The 16,027-nt window shown below is 61.0% G+C and carries 15 protein-coding genes and 2 pseudogenes; 8 read left to right on the top strand and 9 right to left on the bottom strand.

Features of this window, described 5'->3' with window-relative positions; genetic code table 11:
- Positions 1-105: 105 nt before the first annotated feature.
- Both dut and coaBC read right to left on the bottom strand, forming a co-directional pair.
- Entirely contained in the window at positions 106-561 is a 456-nt protein-coding gene (gene dut / locus AABM54_RS25785; RefSeq protein ID WP_347902705.1) for a dUTP diphosphatase, read from the bottom strand.
- A 5-nt stretch (positions 562-566) separates the two neighbouring features.
- Entirely contained in the window at positions 567-1,775 is a 1,209-nt protein-coding gene (coaBC, locus tag AABM54_RS25780) for a bifunctional phosphopantothenoylcysteine decarboxylase/phosphopantothenate--cysteine ligase CoaBC (protein ID WP_347906298.1), read from the bottom strand.
- Between the two features lie 135 nt (positions 1,776-1,910).
- Here coaBC and radC point away from each other — a divergent pair, with 135 nt between their 5' ends.
- Positions 1,911-2,585, top strand: coding sequence for a DNA repair protein RadC (gene radC / locus AABM54_RS25775; protein ID WP_347902704.1), 675 nt, complete (start codon positions 1,911-1,913; stop codon positions 2,583-2,585).
- Between the two features lie 74 nt (positions 2,586-2,659).
- Here radC and AABM54_RS25770 read toward each other — a convergent pair whose 3' ends face one another.
- Positions 2,660-4,246 (bottom strand): ABC transporter substrate-binding protein, encoded by a 1,587-nt coding sequence (locus AABM54_RS25770; protein WP_347902703.1) that lies wholly within the window; start codon positions 4,244-4,246, stop codon positions 2,660-2,662.
- Between the two features lie 548 nt (positions 4,247-4,794).
- Here AABM54_RS25770 and rpmB point away from each other — a divergent pair.
- Together rpmB and rpmG are read left to right on the top strand one after the other, a co-directional pair.
- Complete coding sequence (gene rpmB / locus AABM54_RS25765) at positions 4,795-5,028, top strand: 50S ribosomal protein L28 (protein ID WP_007894701.1); 234 nt, start codon at positions 4,795-4,797, stop codon at positions 5,026-5,028.
- 11 nt (positions 5,029-5,039) lie between these two features.
- Positions 5,040-5,195, top strand: a complete 156-nt coding sequence (gene rpmG, locus AABM54_RS25760) for a 50S ribosomal protein L33 (protein ID WP_007894709.1) — start codon at positions 5,040-5,042, stop codon at positions 5,193-5,195.
- Between the two features lie 217 nt (positions 5,196-5,412).
- Here rpmG and AABM54_RS25755 read toward each other — a convergent pair whose 3' ends face one another.
- The gene (locus AABM54_RS25755; RefSeq protein ID WP_347902702.1) at positions 5,413-5,625 is read right to left on the bottom strand and encodes a hypothetical protein; all 213 of its coding nucleotides are present in this window, start codon (positions 5,623-5,625) and stop codon (positions 5,413-5,415) included.
- A 194-nt stretch (positions 5,626-5,819) separates the two neighbouring features.
- Positions 5,820-6,182 carry a cupin domain-containing protein gene (locus tag AABM54_RS25750; RefSeq protein ID WP_347902701.1) on the bottom strand — a complete coding sequence of 121 codons (363 nt, stop codon included), beginning with the start codon at positions 6,180-6,182 and terminating at the stop codon, positions 5,820-5,822.
- 238 nt (positions 6,183-6,420) lie between these two features.
- Here AABM54_RS25750 and AABM54_RS25745 point away from each other — a divergent pair, with 238 nt between their 5' ends.
- Complete coding sequence (locus AABM54_RS25745) at positions 6,421-7,914, top strand: aldehyde dehydrogenase (protein ID WP_347902700.1); 1,494 nt, start codon at positions 6,421-6,423, stop codon at positions 7,912-7,914.
- Between the two features lie 132 nt (positions 7,915-8,046).
- On the opposite strand, the gene AABM54_RS25740 is transcribed toward AABM54_RS25745, so the two are convergent.
- Together AABM54_RS25740 and AABM54_RS25735 are read right to left on the bottom strand one after the other, a co-directional pair.
- On the bottom strand, positions 8,047-9,615 hold the full coding sequence (locus AABM54_RS25740; RefSeq protein ID WP_347902699.1) for a phospholipase D family protein: 1,569 nt from the start codon (positions 9,613-9,615) through the stop codon (positions 8,047-8,049).
- A gap of 60 nt (positions 9,616-9,675) precedes the next feature.
- Positions 9,676-11,111 (bottom strand): annotated as a pseudogene (locus AABM54_RS25735) (PLP-dependent aminotransferase family protein).
- 177 nt (positions 11,112-11,288) lie between these two features.
- Here AABM54_RS25735 and AABM54_RS25730 point away from each other — a divergent pair.
- Positions 11,289-11,534, top strand: a complete 246-nt coding sequence (locus AABM54_RS25730) for a DUF1127 domain-containing protein (RefSeq protein WP_347902698.1) — start codon at positions 11,289-11,291, stop codon at positions 11,532-11,534.
- A 158-nt stretch (positions 11,535-11,692) separates the two neighbouring features.
- Here the strand turns inward: AABM54_RS25730 and AABM54_RS25725 are convergent.
- Positions 11,693-13,007, bottom strand: a pseudogene (locus tag AABM54_RS25725) (NAD(P)/FAD-dependent oxidoreductase).
- Positions 13,008-13,155: 148 nt separating this feature from the next.
- Between AABM54_RS25725 and AABM54_RS25720 the strand changes: the two are divergent.
- Positions 13,156-13,509 (top strand): YkgJ family cysteine cluster protein, encoded by a 354-nt coding sequence (locus tag AABM54_RS25720; protein WP_347902697.1) that lies wholly within the window; start codon positions 13,156-13,158, stop codon positions 13,507-13,509.
- Positions 13,510-13,677: 168 nt separating this feature from the next.
- Here the strand turns inward: AABM54_RS25720 and AABM54_RS25715 are convergent, their stop codons facing one another.
- Positions 13,678-14,166 (bottom strand): Lrp/AsnC ligand binding domain-containing protein, encoded by a 489-nt coding sequence (locus AABM54_RS25715; protein WP_003177284.1) that lies wholly within the window; start codon positions 14,164-14,166, stop codon positions 13,678-13,680.
- Between the two features lie 156 nt (positions 14,167-14,322).
- Here AABM54_RS25715 and dadA point away from each other — a divergent pair, with 156 nt between their 5' ends.
- Complete coding sequence (gene dadA / locus AABM54_RS25710; protein ID WP_347902696.1) at positions 14,323-15,627, top strand: D-amino acid dehydrogenase; 1,305 nt, start codon at positions 14,323-14,325, stop codon at positions 15,625-15,627.
- Entirely contained in the window at positions 15,599-15,952 is a 354-nt protein-coding gene (locus tag AABM54_RS25705; RefSeq protein ID WP_347902695.1) for a RidA family protein, read from the top strand. The genes dadA and AABM54_RS25705 overlap by 29 nt, the downstream gene beginning before the upstream one ends.
- Positions 15,953-16,027 lie beyond the last annotated feature (75 nt).

Here is a 16,027-nt window from a genome sequence, read left to right as displayed (position 1 = left end):
CTTGAGTGCGCAGCACTCACAAAACCGGTAATGACTTACAGCGTTTTGGGGCTGCTACGCAGCCCAGCGCGAGCAAGCTCGCTCGCCACAGGGTTTTCTGTTGGATCAGTGGCTACCCGAGTGGCCGAAACCACCAGTGCCGCGCTGGGTTTCGTCGAATTCTTCGACCAGTTCGAAGTGCGCCTGAACCACCGGCACCAGCACCAGTTGGGCCAGGCGCTCGCCGACCACGATGTTGAAGTCGGTCTGGCCGCGGTTCCAGCACGACACCATCAGCGGGCCCTGGTAATCGGAGTCGATCAGGCCGACCAGGTTGCCCAGCACGATGCCGTGCTTATGGCCCAGGCCCGAGCGCGGCAGGATCAGGGCGGCAAGGCCCGGGTCGCCGATGTACACCGACAGGCCGGTGGGGATCAGCAGGGTCTCGCCCGGCTTGATGACGGTGTCCTGTTCCAGCATCGCCCGCAGGTCGAGGCCGGCGGAACCTGGCGTGGCGTACTGTGGCAGCGGGAATTCGCTGCCGATGCGTGGGTCGAGGATCTTGGCTTGTAGAGCGTGCATGCGAGTTAAACCTGGTTCAGACGTTCGGCGATAAAAGTGATCAGCTGGCGGGCAATTTTGCCTTTGCTGGTCTGGGCAAAGAGTGTTGCGTGCAATTCACGGTCGATCACGCTGCAAGCGTTTTCCTCGCTGTTGAAGCCAATGCTCGGGTTGGCCACGTCGTTGGCGACGATCAGGTCGAGGTTTTTGTCTTTCAGTTTACGGGCAGCGTAGTCGAGCAGGTGTTCGGTTTCGGCGGCGAAACCGACACTGAACGGACGGTCGGGGCGAGTGGCAATGGTCGCCAGAATGTCCGGGTTGCGGACCATTTGCAGCAACAGGCCGTCGCCGTTCGTAGGGTCTTTCTTGAGTTTCTGTGGGGCGATGACTTCCGGGCGGTAATCAGCGACCGCAGCGGAGGCGATGAACAGGTCGCACGGGATCGCGGCTTCGCAAGCGGCGAGCATGTCGCGGGCGCTGACCACGTCGATCCGGGTGACGCGATCCGGGGTCGGCAAATGCACCGGGCCGGTGATCAGGGTGACGCGGGCGCCGGCTTCAACCGCGGCTTCGGCCAGGGCAAAGCCCATTTTTCCGGAGCTGTGGTTGGTGATGTAGCGCACCGGGTCGATGTTTTCCTGGGTCGGGCCGGCCGTGATCAGCACGTGTTTGCCGGTCAGCGCCTGGCGCTGGAAGCAGTCGGCAGCGCACTGCGCCAGGTCATCGGCTTCAAGCATGCGGCCCATGCCGACGTCGCCGCAGGCCTGGCTGCCAGATGCCGGGCCGAAGACTTTCATGCCACGGCTTTCGAGCAATTGGGTGTTGGCCTGGGTCGCCGGGTCGCGCCACATGGCCTGGTTCATGGCCGGTGCCAGCGCCACGGTGGCGTCGGTGGCCAGCACGAGGGTGGTCAGCAGGTCGTTGGCGATGCCTTGGGCCAAGCGCGCGATCAGGTCGGCGGTGGCCGGGGCGATCAGCACCAGGTCGGCCCATTTGGCCAGTTCGATGTGGCCCATCGCGGCTTCGGCCGCCGGGTCCAGCAGGTCCAGGTGCACGGGGTGCCCGGACAGCGCCTGCATGGTCAGCGGGGTGATGAACTCGCTGCCGCCACGGGTCATGACTACGCGCACTTCGGCGCCCTGGTCGATCAGTCGGCGAACCAGCTCGGCGCTCTTGTAGGCGGCAATGCCGCCGCCGACGCCCAGAACAATGCGTTTCCGATACAGCCGCTGCATAGGTCTGCCTTTCATTTCGTTGATGACTGCATGGCGAGACCCCCTCCCCAGGGATGAAATCGCCCGCAAAATTGATGGGCTACGATATCACAGCGACCGCTATGGAACAGCGGCGCACACAGACATGGAGGTGCTATGAGCATTCGCGATTGGCCGGCGGCGGAACGGCCGCGGGAGAGGTTACTGGAGCTGGGCGCGGCGAGTCTTTCGGATGCCGAGCTGCTGGCGATTTTTTTACGTACCGGTGTCTCGGGCAAAAGCGCGGTAGATCTGGCGCGACACTTGTTGAGTCAGTTTGGCAGCCTGCGTTCGCTGCTGGAGGCCGATCAAAAAACATTCAGCAAACAGTTAGGGCTCGGACCCGCGAAATTCGCTCAGTTGCAAGCGGCCCAGGAAATGGGCAGACGGCATTTGGCTGAACACTCGCGCCAGAAGTCGGTGCTGGAAAATCCCCGGGCTGTTCGTGATTACCTGAAGTCGATGCTGCGCCACGAGCCGCACGAGGTGTTCGGTTGCCTGTTCCTGGACTCCAAGCACCGGGTGCTGGCCTTCGAGACGCTGTTTCGCGGCTCCATCGACACCGCCAGTGTCTACCCCCGGCAGGTGGTCAAGCGAGCGCTGGCACACAACGCGGCGGCACTGATCCTGTGTCACAACCACCCTTCGGGCAACACCGAGCCGAGTCAGGCCGATCGAGCGCTGACCAAGCGCTTGCAAAAGGCGCTGGACCTGGTGGATGTGCGGGTGCTCGACCATCTTATCGTCGGCGACGGTGACCCGTTGTCGATGGTCGAATATGGGTGGATGTGAGCGGGGTAGCGCAGCTAAGTAAATCCAGGTGGGAGCGAGCAAGCTCGCTCCCACAGGGTTTTGCGGTGACGCTATTACTTGAGGCTGACTTTGGAAAAGTCCTGACGCCCGAACGGGCTGACCTGATAGCCCTGAACGTCCTTGCGCGTTAGCGCATAGGCCGTTGGGTGGGCCAGCGGCAGCCACAGTGCCTGTTGCTGGATCTGCGCCTGAGCCTGCTCGTAGAGCTTGCTGCGTACACCTTGTTCGGTGGTGGTCTTGCCGGCGCCGATGAGCTTGTCCAGGCCCTGGTCGCAGTAGCGGGCGAAGTTGGTCCCGGACTTGACCGCTGCGCAAGAGAACTGCGGCGTGAGGAAGTTATCCGGGTCACCGTTGTCGCCGGCCCAGCCCATGAACAACAAGTCGTGCTCGCCGGCCTTGGCGCGACGGATCAGTTCGCCCCATTCGATCACGCGGATTTCCGCTTGAATGCCGATTTCGGCCAGATCGGCCTGCAACAGTTGGGCGCCAAGGCTTGGGTTGGGATTGAGCAGGCTGCCGGAAGGGCGGGTCCAAATGGTGGTTTTGAAACCGTCCTTGAGCCCGGCCTTGGCCAGCAGCGCCCGAGCCTTGGCGATGTCTTTCGGATAGCCCGGCAGGTCCTTGGCGTAACTCCAGGTGTTAGGCGGGTACGGGCCATTGGCGGCCTCGGCGGTGTCTTCGAACACGGCCTTGAGGTAGCTGGCCTTGTCGAACGCCAGGTTGATCGCCTGGCGCACCTCGGGTTTATCCAGTGGCGGATGCTGGCTGTTGATCGCCACGAACGCGGTCATGAAGGCCGGCGTGCTTTCGATCTTGAGGGTCGGCTCCTGGGCGGCAGCCTGAACATCCAGCGGTTTGGGCGAGAGCGCAATCTGGCACTCGTTGCGCCGTAGTTTTTGCAGGCGCACGTTGGCGTCGGGGGTGATCGCGAACACCAGGCTGTCGATGGCCGGTCTGCCGGCGAAGTAGTCACGGTTGGCCTTGTAGCGAATCGACGCGTCCTTCTGGAAACGCCCGAAAATGAACGGGCCGCTGCCGATCGGCTGGCTGTTGAGCTTCTCCGGGGTGCCGGCCTTGAGCAACTGGTCGGCATACTCGGCGGAGTAGATTGAGGCAAAGCCCATGCTCAGGGTGGCGAGGAAGGTCGAGTCCGGGTGGTCGAGCGTAAAGCGCACGGTCAGCGGGTCGATGGCGTCAATTTTCTTGATCAGCGCGGGCAATTGCATAGACTGGGCATGAGGAAAGCCGCTTTGCGCAATTTTGTGCCACGGGTGCGCCGGGTCGAGCATCCGGTCGAAACTGAACTTCACGTCTTCGGCCGTCAGGGTGCGCGTGGGGTTGAAGTACTCGGTGCGATGGAATTTCACCTGCGGGTGCAGCGTGAAGACGTAGGTCAGGCCATCTGCCGAGACGTCCCAGCTGTCGGCCAGGCTGGGGACGACTTTGCCGCTGGTAGTGTCGAAGTCCACCAGCCGGTTCATCAACACGTCTGCCGAGGCGTTGGTGGTGGTCAGCGAGTTGTATTGAACGACATCGAACCCTTCCGGGCTGGCCTCGGTGCAGACGCTCAGGGCGGCCGCCTGGGCCAGCGGGCTCAGCAGGAGAGGGGCAAGCAACAACGGGAGGGCAGCGAGGCGCATTGTGTGAGTTTCCTTTGCAGATCGAAGGGCCATCTGCGAGTGCAGTCTGGAAAAGGGTTACCCTAGTGGCCTCTTTTGCAAATGACTATCCCCTTTTTTCAGTTTATGGCTGAGGTTGTGTGTTGTTTGCTAGGGTCAAAGTGCCAGGCAGAAGGTTTTCCAAAGGCAAAAAGGCTCGGATTTTTTGTCGAAAAGGTTCTGTTTACGGTGTTGGGACGCCAGGGTTTGTGGCAGATTTGCGCGACTGGCCTGGCTTGATCAGGTTGATCGCGGTTGTTCTGCGACGAGCGGTCGCTGCCATTGGCAGCCTTTTGCTAAAGCGTTCGAGCCAGGAAAATCGGGTATTTCGCAAAGTCCGTTCACACTGACTGTTGTTGCTATCGGGTCTTTCTGGTATAAAGCAGCGCTCTTTTCTAGGGGCCCGGTTCCTTCACTGTAGGTGTAGCCGGTAAGACCTCTAAAGAAACGCGGCGCCTGGCGCCAAATGACTGAGAGATTAAGCGGCCAACCCATGCCGGGTTGGGCATGTGGTTTTAGAGGGCTGAGGCATGTCGAGAGTATGTCAAGTTACCGGTAAGGGTCCGGTGACTGGGAATAACATTTCCCACGCAAACAACAAAACCCGTCGTCGTTTCCTGCCGAACCTGCAGCATCACCGCTTCTGGGTTGAAGAAGAGAAACGTTTCGTGCGTCTGCGCGTATCTGCCAAAGGCATGCGTATCATCGACAAGCGTGGCATCACTGTCGTGCTGGCCGAAATCCGCAAAGCCGGCAAGATCTAAGGGAGCTAATCATGCGTGAATTGATTCGTTTGATTTCGAGCGCCGGTACTGGTCACTTCTACACTACCGACAAGAACAAGCGCACTACTCCGGACAAAATCGAGATCAAGAAATTTGATCCGGTTGTTCGCAAGCACGTGATCTACAAAGAAGGCAAAATCAAGTAATTGATTTTTCCCTCTTAAGAAAAAGGCCCGTATCGCAAGATACGGGCCTTTTTTGTTGCGCCGCAGAAAGATCTCGGATGCCAGGTTGGCCACAGGCAATGGTCTTGGCGGCCCTAATGCAAAGCGCCCGATGCAGGGCATCGGGCGCTTTGTGTTGCTCTGTGCAACCGGGTTGCGTCAGTCAGTGTTCAGGCTGGACGCTCCGGTTACGGGGGGATCAGTTACCCATCGCGGCACTGGTGATGATTTCGTTTTCAACCAGCAGATTGATGCGTGCCGGGTTGTAGTCCTTGGTCATGATGAAACCGGCGCCGATCGGTCGTACCACCAGGCCGGTCTTTTCGGACAGTTCTGCGCGCAGAGCCTCGGCGTACTGCTTGCCGACGTACTGCTTGGCGGTTTCCAGCTGTTGGTTCAGGTCGATGGTCATAAGTTGCTTCCTTGCGATAGTTGAAATGAGCGAATTTGCTCCCGCCATCCGTCATGGATGGGGTGGGAAAAGTCTGGAGTAACTCTGGTTTTTTATCACCTGTCTGAGTGTGTCCCGATATTTGCCTGGCGTGCGCCGGGCAACAAAAAGCCCGTCGCGATGGACGGGCTTCAGGGGCACTCAAGTGGCCGGTTTCAGGGCTTCTGCTCGAACACTACATAGATTTTTCGGCAGGGCTCCAGCACTTCCCAGGTGCCTTGGAAGCCAGCAGGGATTACAAAACGATCTCCCGCACGGAGTGTCTTCGCGTTACCGTTTCCGTCACGCAGAACGGAAACGCCCTGCACGATTTCGCAGTATTCGTGCTCGGTGTAGCTCACCGTCCACTGGCCGACTTCGCCTTCCCACACCCCAGCGTTCATTTGCCCACAAGGGCTGTTGTAGTGGTTGTAGAGCGTTTGCTCCGGGTCGCCCTTGAGGACCTTCGCAACGTCCGGGCGGTAGCGTTCGGCCTGGGTCTGGGCCTGACTGAAATCGACGATGTCCTGGATGTTCATTCTGCTGATCCCCCGTGATTGCGGCGCAAGTGGTTGGAAAGGCCAAAGTCTATGTTTATTAAAATGAACATCGCAAGGCTGTTTGCCAGTGTTATGTCAAATATATTGAAACGTGAGGGGCCGCTGGTTTAGGGTGGTGAGTGCCTTGGGCCGATTTTAAGGCTGGCCGGGCCCATTTCCTGAAGGGCGCCTGCGTTGAACGCGGGGTGCTCGTATTCAATAAGAGGAGGACACTCGTATGACCACCCTGACTCGTGCCGACTGGGAACAACGTGCCCGCGACCTGAAAGTCGAAGGCCGTGCCTACATCAATGGCGAATACACCGCTGCCGTCTCCGGCGAGACCTTCGAGTGCATCAGCCCGGTCGATGGCCGTCTGCTCGGCAAGATCGCCAGCTGTGACGCCGCCGACGCCCAGCGCGCCGTGGAAAACGCCCGCGCTACCTTCAACTCCGGCGTCTGGTCGCGCCTGGCGCCGACCAAGCGCAAAGCCACCATGATTCGTTTCGCCGGCCTGCTCAAGCAGCACGCCGAAGAGCTGGCGCTGCTTGAAACCCTGGACATGGGCAAGCCGATCAGCGATTCCCTCAACATCGACGTTCCGGGCGCGGCGCAAGCGCTGAGCTGGAGCGGCGAGGCTATCGACAAGATCTACGACGAGGTGGCGGCTACCCCGCACGATCAGTTGGGTCTGGTGACCCGTGAGCCGGTCGGTGTGGTCGGCGCCATCGTGCCGTGGAACTTCCCGTTGATGATGGCCTGCTGGAAACTCGGCCCGGCGCTGTCGACCGGTAACTCGGTGATCCTCAAACCGTCCGAAAAATCCCCGCTGACCGCCATCCGCATTGCCGCGCTGGCCGTCGAAGCCGGTATCCCGAAAGGTGTGCTGAACGTGCTGCCGGGTTACGGTCACACCGTCGGCAAGGCGCTGGCCCTGCACATGGATGTCGATACGCTGGTGTTCACCGGTTCGACCAAAATCGCCAAGCAACTGCTGATCTATTCCGGCGAGTCGAACATGAAGCGCGTCTGGCTTGAAGCCGGCGGCAAGAGCCCGAACATCGTGTTTGCCGATGCGCCGGACCTGCAAGCCGCCGCCGAATCTGCGGCCAGCGCCATTGCCTTCAACCAGGGCGAAGTCTGCACTGCCGGTTCCCGTCTGCTGGTCGAGCGTTCGATCAAGGACACTTTCCTGCCGCTGGTGATCGAGGCGCTGAAAACCTGGAAGCCCGGCAATCCCCTGGACCCGGCAACCAACGTCGGTGCGCTGGTCGACACGCAACAGATGAACACCGTGCTGTCGTACATTGAGGCCGGCCATGCCGATGGCGCCAAATTGGTGGTCGGTGGCAAGCGCATCCTTCAGGAAACCGGTGGCACTTACGTCGAGCCAACGATTTTCGACGGCGTGAGCAATGCGATGAAGATCGCCCAGGAAGAGATCTTTGGCCCGGTGCTGTCGGTGATTGCCTTCGACAGCGTGGAAGAGGCGATCCGGATTGCCAACGACACGCCGTATGGTCTGGCCGCGGCGGTCTGGACGTCGGACCTCTCCAAGGGGCACCTGACCGCCAAGGCACTGCGTGCCGGCAGCGTGTGGGTCAATCAGTACGACGGCGGCGACATGACCGCCCCGTTTGGTGGCTTCAAGCAGTCGGGCAACGGTCGCGACAAGTCGCTGCATGCGTTCGACAAGTACACCGAGCTGAAGGCAACCTGGATCAAGCTGTAACTCTTTCAGGGAGTCTGTTCTGGATCAGGCTCCCTGAACGACGCAACATCCCCTGTGGGAGCGGGCCTGCTCGCGATAGCGCAATGACAGTCGACGTCAGTGTTGAATGTTGCGCCGTCATCGCGAGCAGGATTACAACATCCGCTCCAGGCCCACGGTGGTACTCATCCATGCATTGAAGCGCCGCCACCAACTTCCCGGCTCTTTGGTCAATGTGTGCAGTGTGCCGTTGTCCTCTGTGACCCAGGCGAGCTGGCCGTTTTCCAGCGTTACCTCATAGCTCAGCGGCGCTGCCATGCCTTGCAGCGCCAGCTCGCGTACCCGCTCGGCGAGTTCCGGGCTGTCCACCAGCACCCCGACTTCGGTGTTCCACAGCACTGAGCGCGGGTCGAAATTGAACGAGCCGATGAAGGCCTTTTGACGGTCGAAAATCATCGCTTTGCTGTGCAGGCTGGAGTCGGAACCACGGGACGCCGCACTGTGGAACAGGTTCGGGCCGCTGCCGCCATGTTCGCCAGGTTGCCGGCGCAGTTCGAACAACCGCACGCCGTGCTCCAGCAACGCTTTGCGATACGGCGCGTAACCGCCGTGCACGGCCGGCACGTCGGTGGCTTCCAGCGAGTTGGTCAACAAGCTCACCGACACCCCGGCATCCGCGCGGCCCGTCAGGTAGACCAACCCCGGCTGGCCGGGGACGAAATAGGCGGAAATCATGATCAACTCCTTGCTGACGCCTTGCAGCTCGGGCGCCAGTTGGGTGGTCAGCAGCAGTTGCGGGTCCGGTTCGTTCCTGGCCAGCACTTTGCTCGGCGCATCCCACAAGGCCTGGTTCCAGGCCCAGATCAGTTCGCGGCGCCAGACGTCCATCCGTGGATGAGTCCGGTAGACCTTCAGTTGCCGATACAGCGCGTGGTTCTGCTGGCGGGTTTCATCCAGCGATTCCTTGAGCCGCAACCGGGTGTCTACCAGGTCCTGGGCGGTCGGCCGGAAGGACATGAACTCATCGATGGGTTTGCTCAGGGCGCTGTTCCAGTACTGGTCGAAGCTGTGCCCCAACTGCTCGGCCACCGGACCGATGCCGAGCATGTCGATGTCGGTGAAGTTCAGGTTGGGCTCGGCATCGAAATACTCGTCCCCCAGGTTACGCCCGCCGACGATGGCGGCGCTGTTGTCCGCCAGCCACAGCTTGTTGTGCATGCGCCGATGTTGCAGCGACAGGTTGAACAGCCTGCCCATTGTCCGCGTCACGCCTGTGCTGCGGCCCAGGTGCAGGGGGTTGAACAGGCGGATGTGGATGTTCGGGTGAGCGGCGAGGGTGGCGATGATCTGGTCCAGGCCATCGCTGGTGGTGTCGTCGAGCAGGATGCGCACGCGAACGCCACGGTCGGCGGCCTTGAGGAGTTCCTCCACCAGCATGCGTGTGCTGATGCCGTCGTGGACGATGTAGTACTGCAAGTCGAGGCTGCTTTGCGCGTTGCGGATCAGCTCGGCACGGGCCATGAAGGCCTCGCTGCTGTTGGGCAACAGGCGAAAGCCCGAGCGGCCCTGATAGGGCGCGGCCTGGGCCTGGATCGAGCGCCCGAACGCCGAGTCAGAGACCGGTAGGGCCTGGCTCGGCTTGTGTGGCACATCGAGAGAAGCGCAGCCGCCGAGCAGGGTGGTGAGCAGCAACAGCGTGCTCAGGTCTTTTCTGGCTCTCACGTAGGAAGCTTCCGATTGTCGGCAGATGTCGGCATGTGGACGCAGGGTTCCGGTGAGAGGTCAGTCCGCCGTGTCGCGGGTTTCGGCCAGCAGTTTAATCGCCGCCGCGCCCACCTTGCGGACTGCGTCTTCGATTTGCGGCGTTGGTTTGGCAGCGTAGTTCATGCGCAGGCAATTGCGGTACTTGCCCGAGGCCGAAAAGATACTGCCCACCGCAATCTGTACGCCTTGGTTGTGTAGCGCACGGTTGAGCTTGAGGGTGTCGAAACCGTCCGGCAACTCGACCCACAACATGAAGCTGCCCTGAGGACGACTGGCGCGAGTGCCCGCGGGGAAATAACGGCTGACCCAGTCGATCATCAAGTCACGATTGCGTTGGTATTGGGTGCGCATCCGCCGCAAATGAGGCTCGAAATGCCCGCCTTTGAGAAATTCGGCGATGGCGATTTGCGGCTGCGGCGCGGTGGAGCCGGTGCTGATGTATTTCATGTGCAGCACCCGTTCCAGATACCGGCCCGGCGCGACCCAGCCAATGCGCAAACCGGGGGCCAGGGTCTTGGAAAACGAACTGCAGAGCAACACGCGACCGTCCTCGTCGAAAGACTTGATCGTGCGCGGACGCGGGTAGCTGTACGCCAGTTCGCCATACACATCGTCTTCGATGATCGCTACGTCAAACCGCTGTGCCAGGCTCAAGAGCGCACGTTTTCGCGACTCCGGCATGATGTAGCCCAGCGGGTTATTGCAGTTGGGGGTCAACTGTATGGCCTTGATCGGCCACTGTTCCAGGGCCAGTTCAAGGGCATCGAGGCTGATTCCGGTGAGCGGGTCGGTGGGGATTTCCAGGGCTTTCATGCCCAGGCCCTTGAGGGTCTGCATGGCGCCGTGAAAGCTGGGCGAGTCGACGGCAACGATGTCGCCCTGCTCGCACGTGGCGCGGATGCTGGTGGACAGCGCTTCATGGCAACCGGTGGTGATGATCAGATCGTTGACGCCCAGTTGGCAGCCGGAGTCCAGCAGCAGGCGCACCAGTTGTTCACGCAGTTCGAGGGTGCCGTAGATGTTGTCGTAATACAGGCCGGGCATGTCCAGGCGTCGACTGATCCGTGCCAGGCCGCGCAGCAGCGGTTTCATGGTTGGCGTGGTGATGTCCGGCATGCCGCGGCCCAGTTGCACCACGTCCTTGCGTGGTACGGCGCGGATCAGCTCCAGCACTTGGTCCCACTGGGAAATGTCCACCGGGCGCTGGGCCGGCCGGCCAATGACCGGCAGGTCCGGCAGCTCGCGCCCGACCGGTACGAAGTAACCGGATTTCGGTTTCGGCGTCGCCAGCCCGCCGTCCTCCAGCACCCGATAGGCCCCTGCTGCACCGTGCTCAGGCTGACCCCGTGTTCAACGCTCAGCGCCCGCACCGACGGCAGTCGGTCGCCGGGGCGGTAGAAGCCCTGTTCGATGCGTGTGCCGAGCAATTCGGCGAGGTTCACGTAGAGCGTCATGGTACTGCCTCGGCAAGTGGAATCAGGAAACCAGTACAGATGAAGTCAAAACCGATGATTCAGAACAGCAGGCGAGAATCTGTATGGAAATAATGCAGTCTCTTTGAATCTGTAATGCTTTTTGACGTCCGCGCATCATGGAAGCTCTGGTTATCCAAGTAAACAGGAGCGACAAAAATGAACGGCTTGAGCGATGTGCGGCTGACGCTACACAGTCAGGAACTGGTGGCAGGACAGGGCAAGGGCTCCAGCGCGACCTGCGCTCGCAACGCCCCGCCCGGTCTGAGCCGCTGGGCCCTGTTGTGGCATCGCCTGCATACCCGCAAGGCCTTGCTGGAGTTGACGCCCGAGCAGTTGGACGACATTGGCTTGAGCCGTGAGCAGGCGCGGGAGGAGGGCCTGAAGCCGTTTTGGCGAATCTGAGTGTTGTGGTGTTCTTTAGAGCCATTCGCGAGCAAGCCCGCTCTCACATTAGATCTTCAGCGAACACAGATTTTGTGTTCGACAACGATCAAATGTGGGAGCGGGCCGGGCGGCGTTCCGATGCTCGCGCAAGCGTCGGCACCGACGCCACAAATCTCTCAGACCCACTCTTTCATCCGGTGCCACAACATCCCCAGCGCCAGTAACGGTGAGCGCAAATGCTTGCCGCCCGGGAAGGTGATGTGCGGCACCTGGGCGAACAGGTCGAAGCCACGGCTCTGCTGGCCGCAGATCGCTTCGGCCAGCAACTTGCCGGCGAGGTGGGTGGCGTTTACCCCGTGTCCCGAGTAGGCCCTGGGCGTAATACACGTTCGGATGCTGCTGGAGCCGGCCGATCTGCGGCAGGCGATTGGCGCCAATACCGATCATCCCGCCCCATTGATAGTCGATCTTCACCCCGGCCAACTGCGGGAAGACGTCGAGCATTTTCGGCCGCATGTAGGCGGCGATGTCCTGCGGGTCGCGGCCGGAGTAATGGCAGGCACCGCCGAACAGCAAGCGCCGGTCAGCCGAGAGCCGGTAATAATCCAGTGCCACGCGCTGATCGCACACCGCCATGTTCTGCGGCAGCAATGCGTGCGCCTGGGCTTCGCTCAAGGGTTCGGTGGCAATGATGTAGCTGCCGGCGGGCAGCACTTTGCCGCTGAGTTGCGGATTGAGGTCGTTGAGGTAGGCGTTGCAGCCCAGCACCAGGGTCTTGGCGCGGACCGAGCCCTGGGCGGTGTGGACCTTGACCTCGCTGCCGTAGTCGATGCGTGTCACGGCGGATTGCTCGAACAGTTGCACGCCCAGTTGTTGCGCGGCGACAGCTTCGCCCAGGGCCAGGTTCAACGGGTGCAGATGGCCCGAGCCCATGTCGATCAAGCCGCCGACGTAACGCTTGGAACCCACCACGCTGTGCATTTCATTGGCCTGTAGCAGGCGCAGTTCGTGGCGATAGCCGAGGCTGCGCAACTCATCGGCGTCTTCGGCAAAACCTTCGAGGTCGCGGGGTTTGTTGGCGAGGTCGCAGTAGCCCCAGGTCAGGTCGCAGGCGATCTGAAAGCGCTCGACGCGCTGTCGGACAAGTTCCACCGCTTCCAGGCCCATGAGTTTCATCTCACGAACGCCGTCGGCACCGATCACGTTGGCGAACTGGTCGAGGCCATGGCCCACGCCGCGAATCAGTTGTCCGCCGTTGCGGCCGCTGGCGCCCCAGCCGATCTTGTGGGCTTCCAGCAGCACTACGCTGAGGCCGCGGTCGGCCAGTTCGATTGCCGTGTTCAACCCGGAGAACCCGCCGCCGACCACGCACACGTCAGCCACCCGCTCGCCTGTGAGCACCGGATGGTCGGGCTGCGGCAGGCTGCTGGCGGCGTAGTAGGAAGCGGTGTGCTGGTGGCTCGGGACAGGTTGCTGAGCACGGGCATTCATGTGCGTAATCCTGATTATTGTGTGTGAAAAATTTGACGGAGCATAAGCCGGACCTTCCGCCAGGGGCAACACTGGTCGGCCAGCGCTGTCTGCCTTGCGGCTTTTAAGGCAAAATCCCACCCCGTTCACTTCATCGGTAATCGCTTCAATGAGCTGCAACCGCCAGAAAATTCGTACGCTGCGGCAGCAGATTCCCTCGTTCGAGTGCGTGCCCGGCTGCCATGACTGCTGTGGGCCGGTGACGACGTCTCCTGAAGAAATGTCCCGCCTGCCGCGCAAGACCAAGGCCGAGCAGGATGCGGCGATGGATGAACTGAACTGCGTTCACCTGGGCCCAAACGGCTGCACGGTGTACGACGAGCGTCCGCTGATCTGCCGATTGTTCGGCACCACGCCAACCCTGCCATGCCCCAATGGCCGCCGCCCGGTGGAGATGATTCATCCACGGGCCGAAAAACAGATTCATGAGTACATGGCCAGCACCCGGCAGGTGCTGGTTTAAACGGCCGCGTTCATTTCAGATCGACCGAGTCGCTTCAATCGCGAGCAAGCTCGCTCCCACACTGGATCTCTGTTGTGCACAAATTGGCATCCACTGAAGATCTCCTGTGGGAGCGAGCTTGCTCGCGATGGCGCCCGCTCATGCAATGATTCCCTTGAGGTAGAACTCTCAATCCGGAATCGGCAGGCTCAGGCTCTCTTTCACTTCTTCCATCACGATGTAGCTCTTGGATTCGCGCACGTGCGGCAGTTTGAGCAGGATGTCACCCAGCAGTTTGCGGTACGAGGCCATCTCGGAAATCCGCGCTTTCACCAGGTAATCGAAGTCCCCTGACACCAGGTGGCATTCCAGCACGTGAGGCAGTTTCAGCACAGCCCGTCGGAACTCTTCGAAGGTGTCGCCGGACTTGTAGTCGAGGCTGATTTCCACGAACACCAGCAGGCTCCCCTTGAGGTGCTGCGGGTTGAGCCGGGCGTTGTAGCCCATGATGATCCCCTCGCGCTCAAGGCGCCGGACCCGCTCGGTGCAGGGCGTGGTCGACAACCCGACCTTTTCCCCAAGCTCCGTGAACGAGATCCGACCGTCTGCCTGAAGGATGCGCAGAATGTTGCGGTCGATCTTGTCCAGCTCTCGTTTGGTTTGAGTGTTCGTCCGCATAGGGGATGCTCCTCCGTGAAAAGGGTTTTTGCCGAGAATTGTCGCCAAATATAGGTGCTTATATAGTGAAAAGCACTGGCCAATGTTTTTTACACTGCGCGCATCTGTGCTATGAACAATAAACGTCTGCGGTAAGCCGCGATGAGGGAAATGAAAATGCGCGTTCTGGTCTTGGGTAGCGGCGTTATCGGTACCGCCAGTGCCTACTATCTGGCTCGGGCCGGCTTTGAAGTGACCGTCGTCGACCGTCAGCCAGCCGCGGCCATGGAAACCAGTTTCGCCAACGCAGGCCAGGTGTCGCCGGGCTATGCCTCGCCTTGGGCTGCGCCGGGTGTGCCGCTCAAGGCCATCAAGTGGCTGTTGCAGCGCCACGCACCGCTGGCAATCAAGGCCACTGCCGATATTGGTCAGTACCTGTGGATGGCGCAGATGCTGCGCAACTGCACCGCCAGCCGTTACGCGGTGAACAAGGAGCGCATGGTCCGTCTGTCCGAGTACAGCCGTGACTGCCTCGACGAACTGCGCGCCGAAACCGGCATTGCCTACGAAGGCCGCAGCCTGGGGACTACCCAACTGTTCCGCACCCAGGCGCAACTCGATGGCGCGGCCAAAGACATCGCCGTCCTCAAGGAGTCCGGCGTACCGTTCGAACTGCTCGACCGCGCCGGCATTGCCCGCGTCGAACCGGCACTGGCCAGTGTCACCGACATCCTCGCCGGTGCCCTGCGCCTGCCGAACGACCAGACGGGCGACTGCCAGATTTTCACCACGCGCCTGGCCGAAATGGCCACGAAACTGGGCGTGGAATTCCGCTTCGGCCAGGACATCCAGCGCCTCGACTTCGCCGGTGACCGTATCAACGGTGTGTGGATCGACGGCAAGCTGGAAACCGCCGACCGCTACGTCCTGGCACTCGGCAGCTACTCGCCGCAACTGCTCAAGCCGCTGGGCATCAAGGCACCGGTGTATCCGCTCAAGGGTTATTCCCTGACCGTGCCGATCACCAACCCGGCGATGGCCCCGACTTCGACCATTCTCGACGAGACCTACAAGGTCGCGATTACCCGTTTCGACAACCGTATTCGTGTTGGCGGCATGGCTGAAATAGCCGGTTTTGACCTGTCGCTGAACCCGCGTCGACGCGAAACCCTGGAGATGATCGTCAACGACCTTTATCCTCAGGGCGGCGACCTGGCCCAGGCGAGTTTCTGGACCGGCCTGCGTCCGACCACGCCGGACGGTACGCCGATTGTCGGCGCGACCCCGTTCAGCAACCTGTTCCTGAACACCGGTCATGGCACGCTTGGCTGGACCATGGCGTGTGGTTCCGGTCGCTTGCTGGCCGATCTGATGGCGAAGAAAACGCCGCTGATCAGTGCCGAAGGCCTCGATATTTCCCGTTACGGCAACACCCATCAGGAGTCCGCAAAACATGTCAATCCAGCGCCAGCTCACCAATGAGCGCATGAGCCAGATCGTAGTCCACAACGGTACCGTGTACCTGGCAGGACAGGTCGGTGACGATATGAACGCCGGGATTGAACAGCAGACCCGTGAAACCCTCGCCAACATCGAGCGTTTGCTGGATCTGGCCGGTACCGACAAGAGCAAGCTGCTATCGGTCACGATCTACCTCAAGGACATCGACGCGTATTTCGAAGGCATGAACAGTGTCTGGGACCAGTGGCTGCCGAAAGGCGTGGCCCCGGCCCGTGCAACGCTCGAGTCGAAACTGTGCGAACCGGAAATCCTGGTCGAGCTGTCTGTTGTGGCCGCTCTGCCTTAACAACGATCCCTCTCCCGGCGCTGCTGGCGGTTCACGCCGCTGGTCCGCGCCGGTTTTTCTTCCCTCCATGACCGC

This window comes from Pseudomonas purpurea, from assembly GCF_039908635.1.
In the GTDB taxonomy this organism is placed as follows: domain Bacteria; phylum Pseudomonadota; class Gammaproteobacteria; order Pseudomonadales; family Pseudomonadaceae; genus Aquipseudomonas; species Aquipseudomonas purpurea.
Note: the sequence above shows the minus strand (reverse complement) of the source record. Positions and strands in the feature narration are given on the sequence as shown.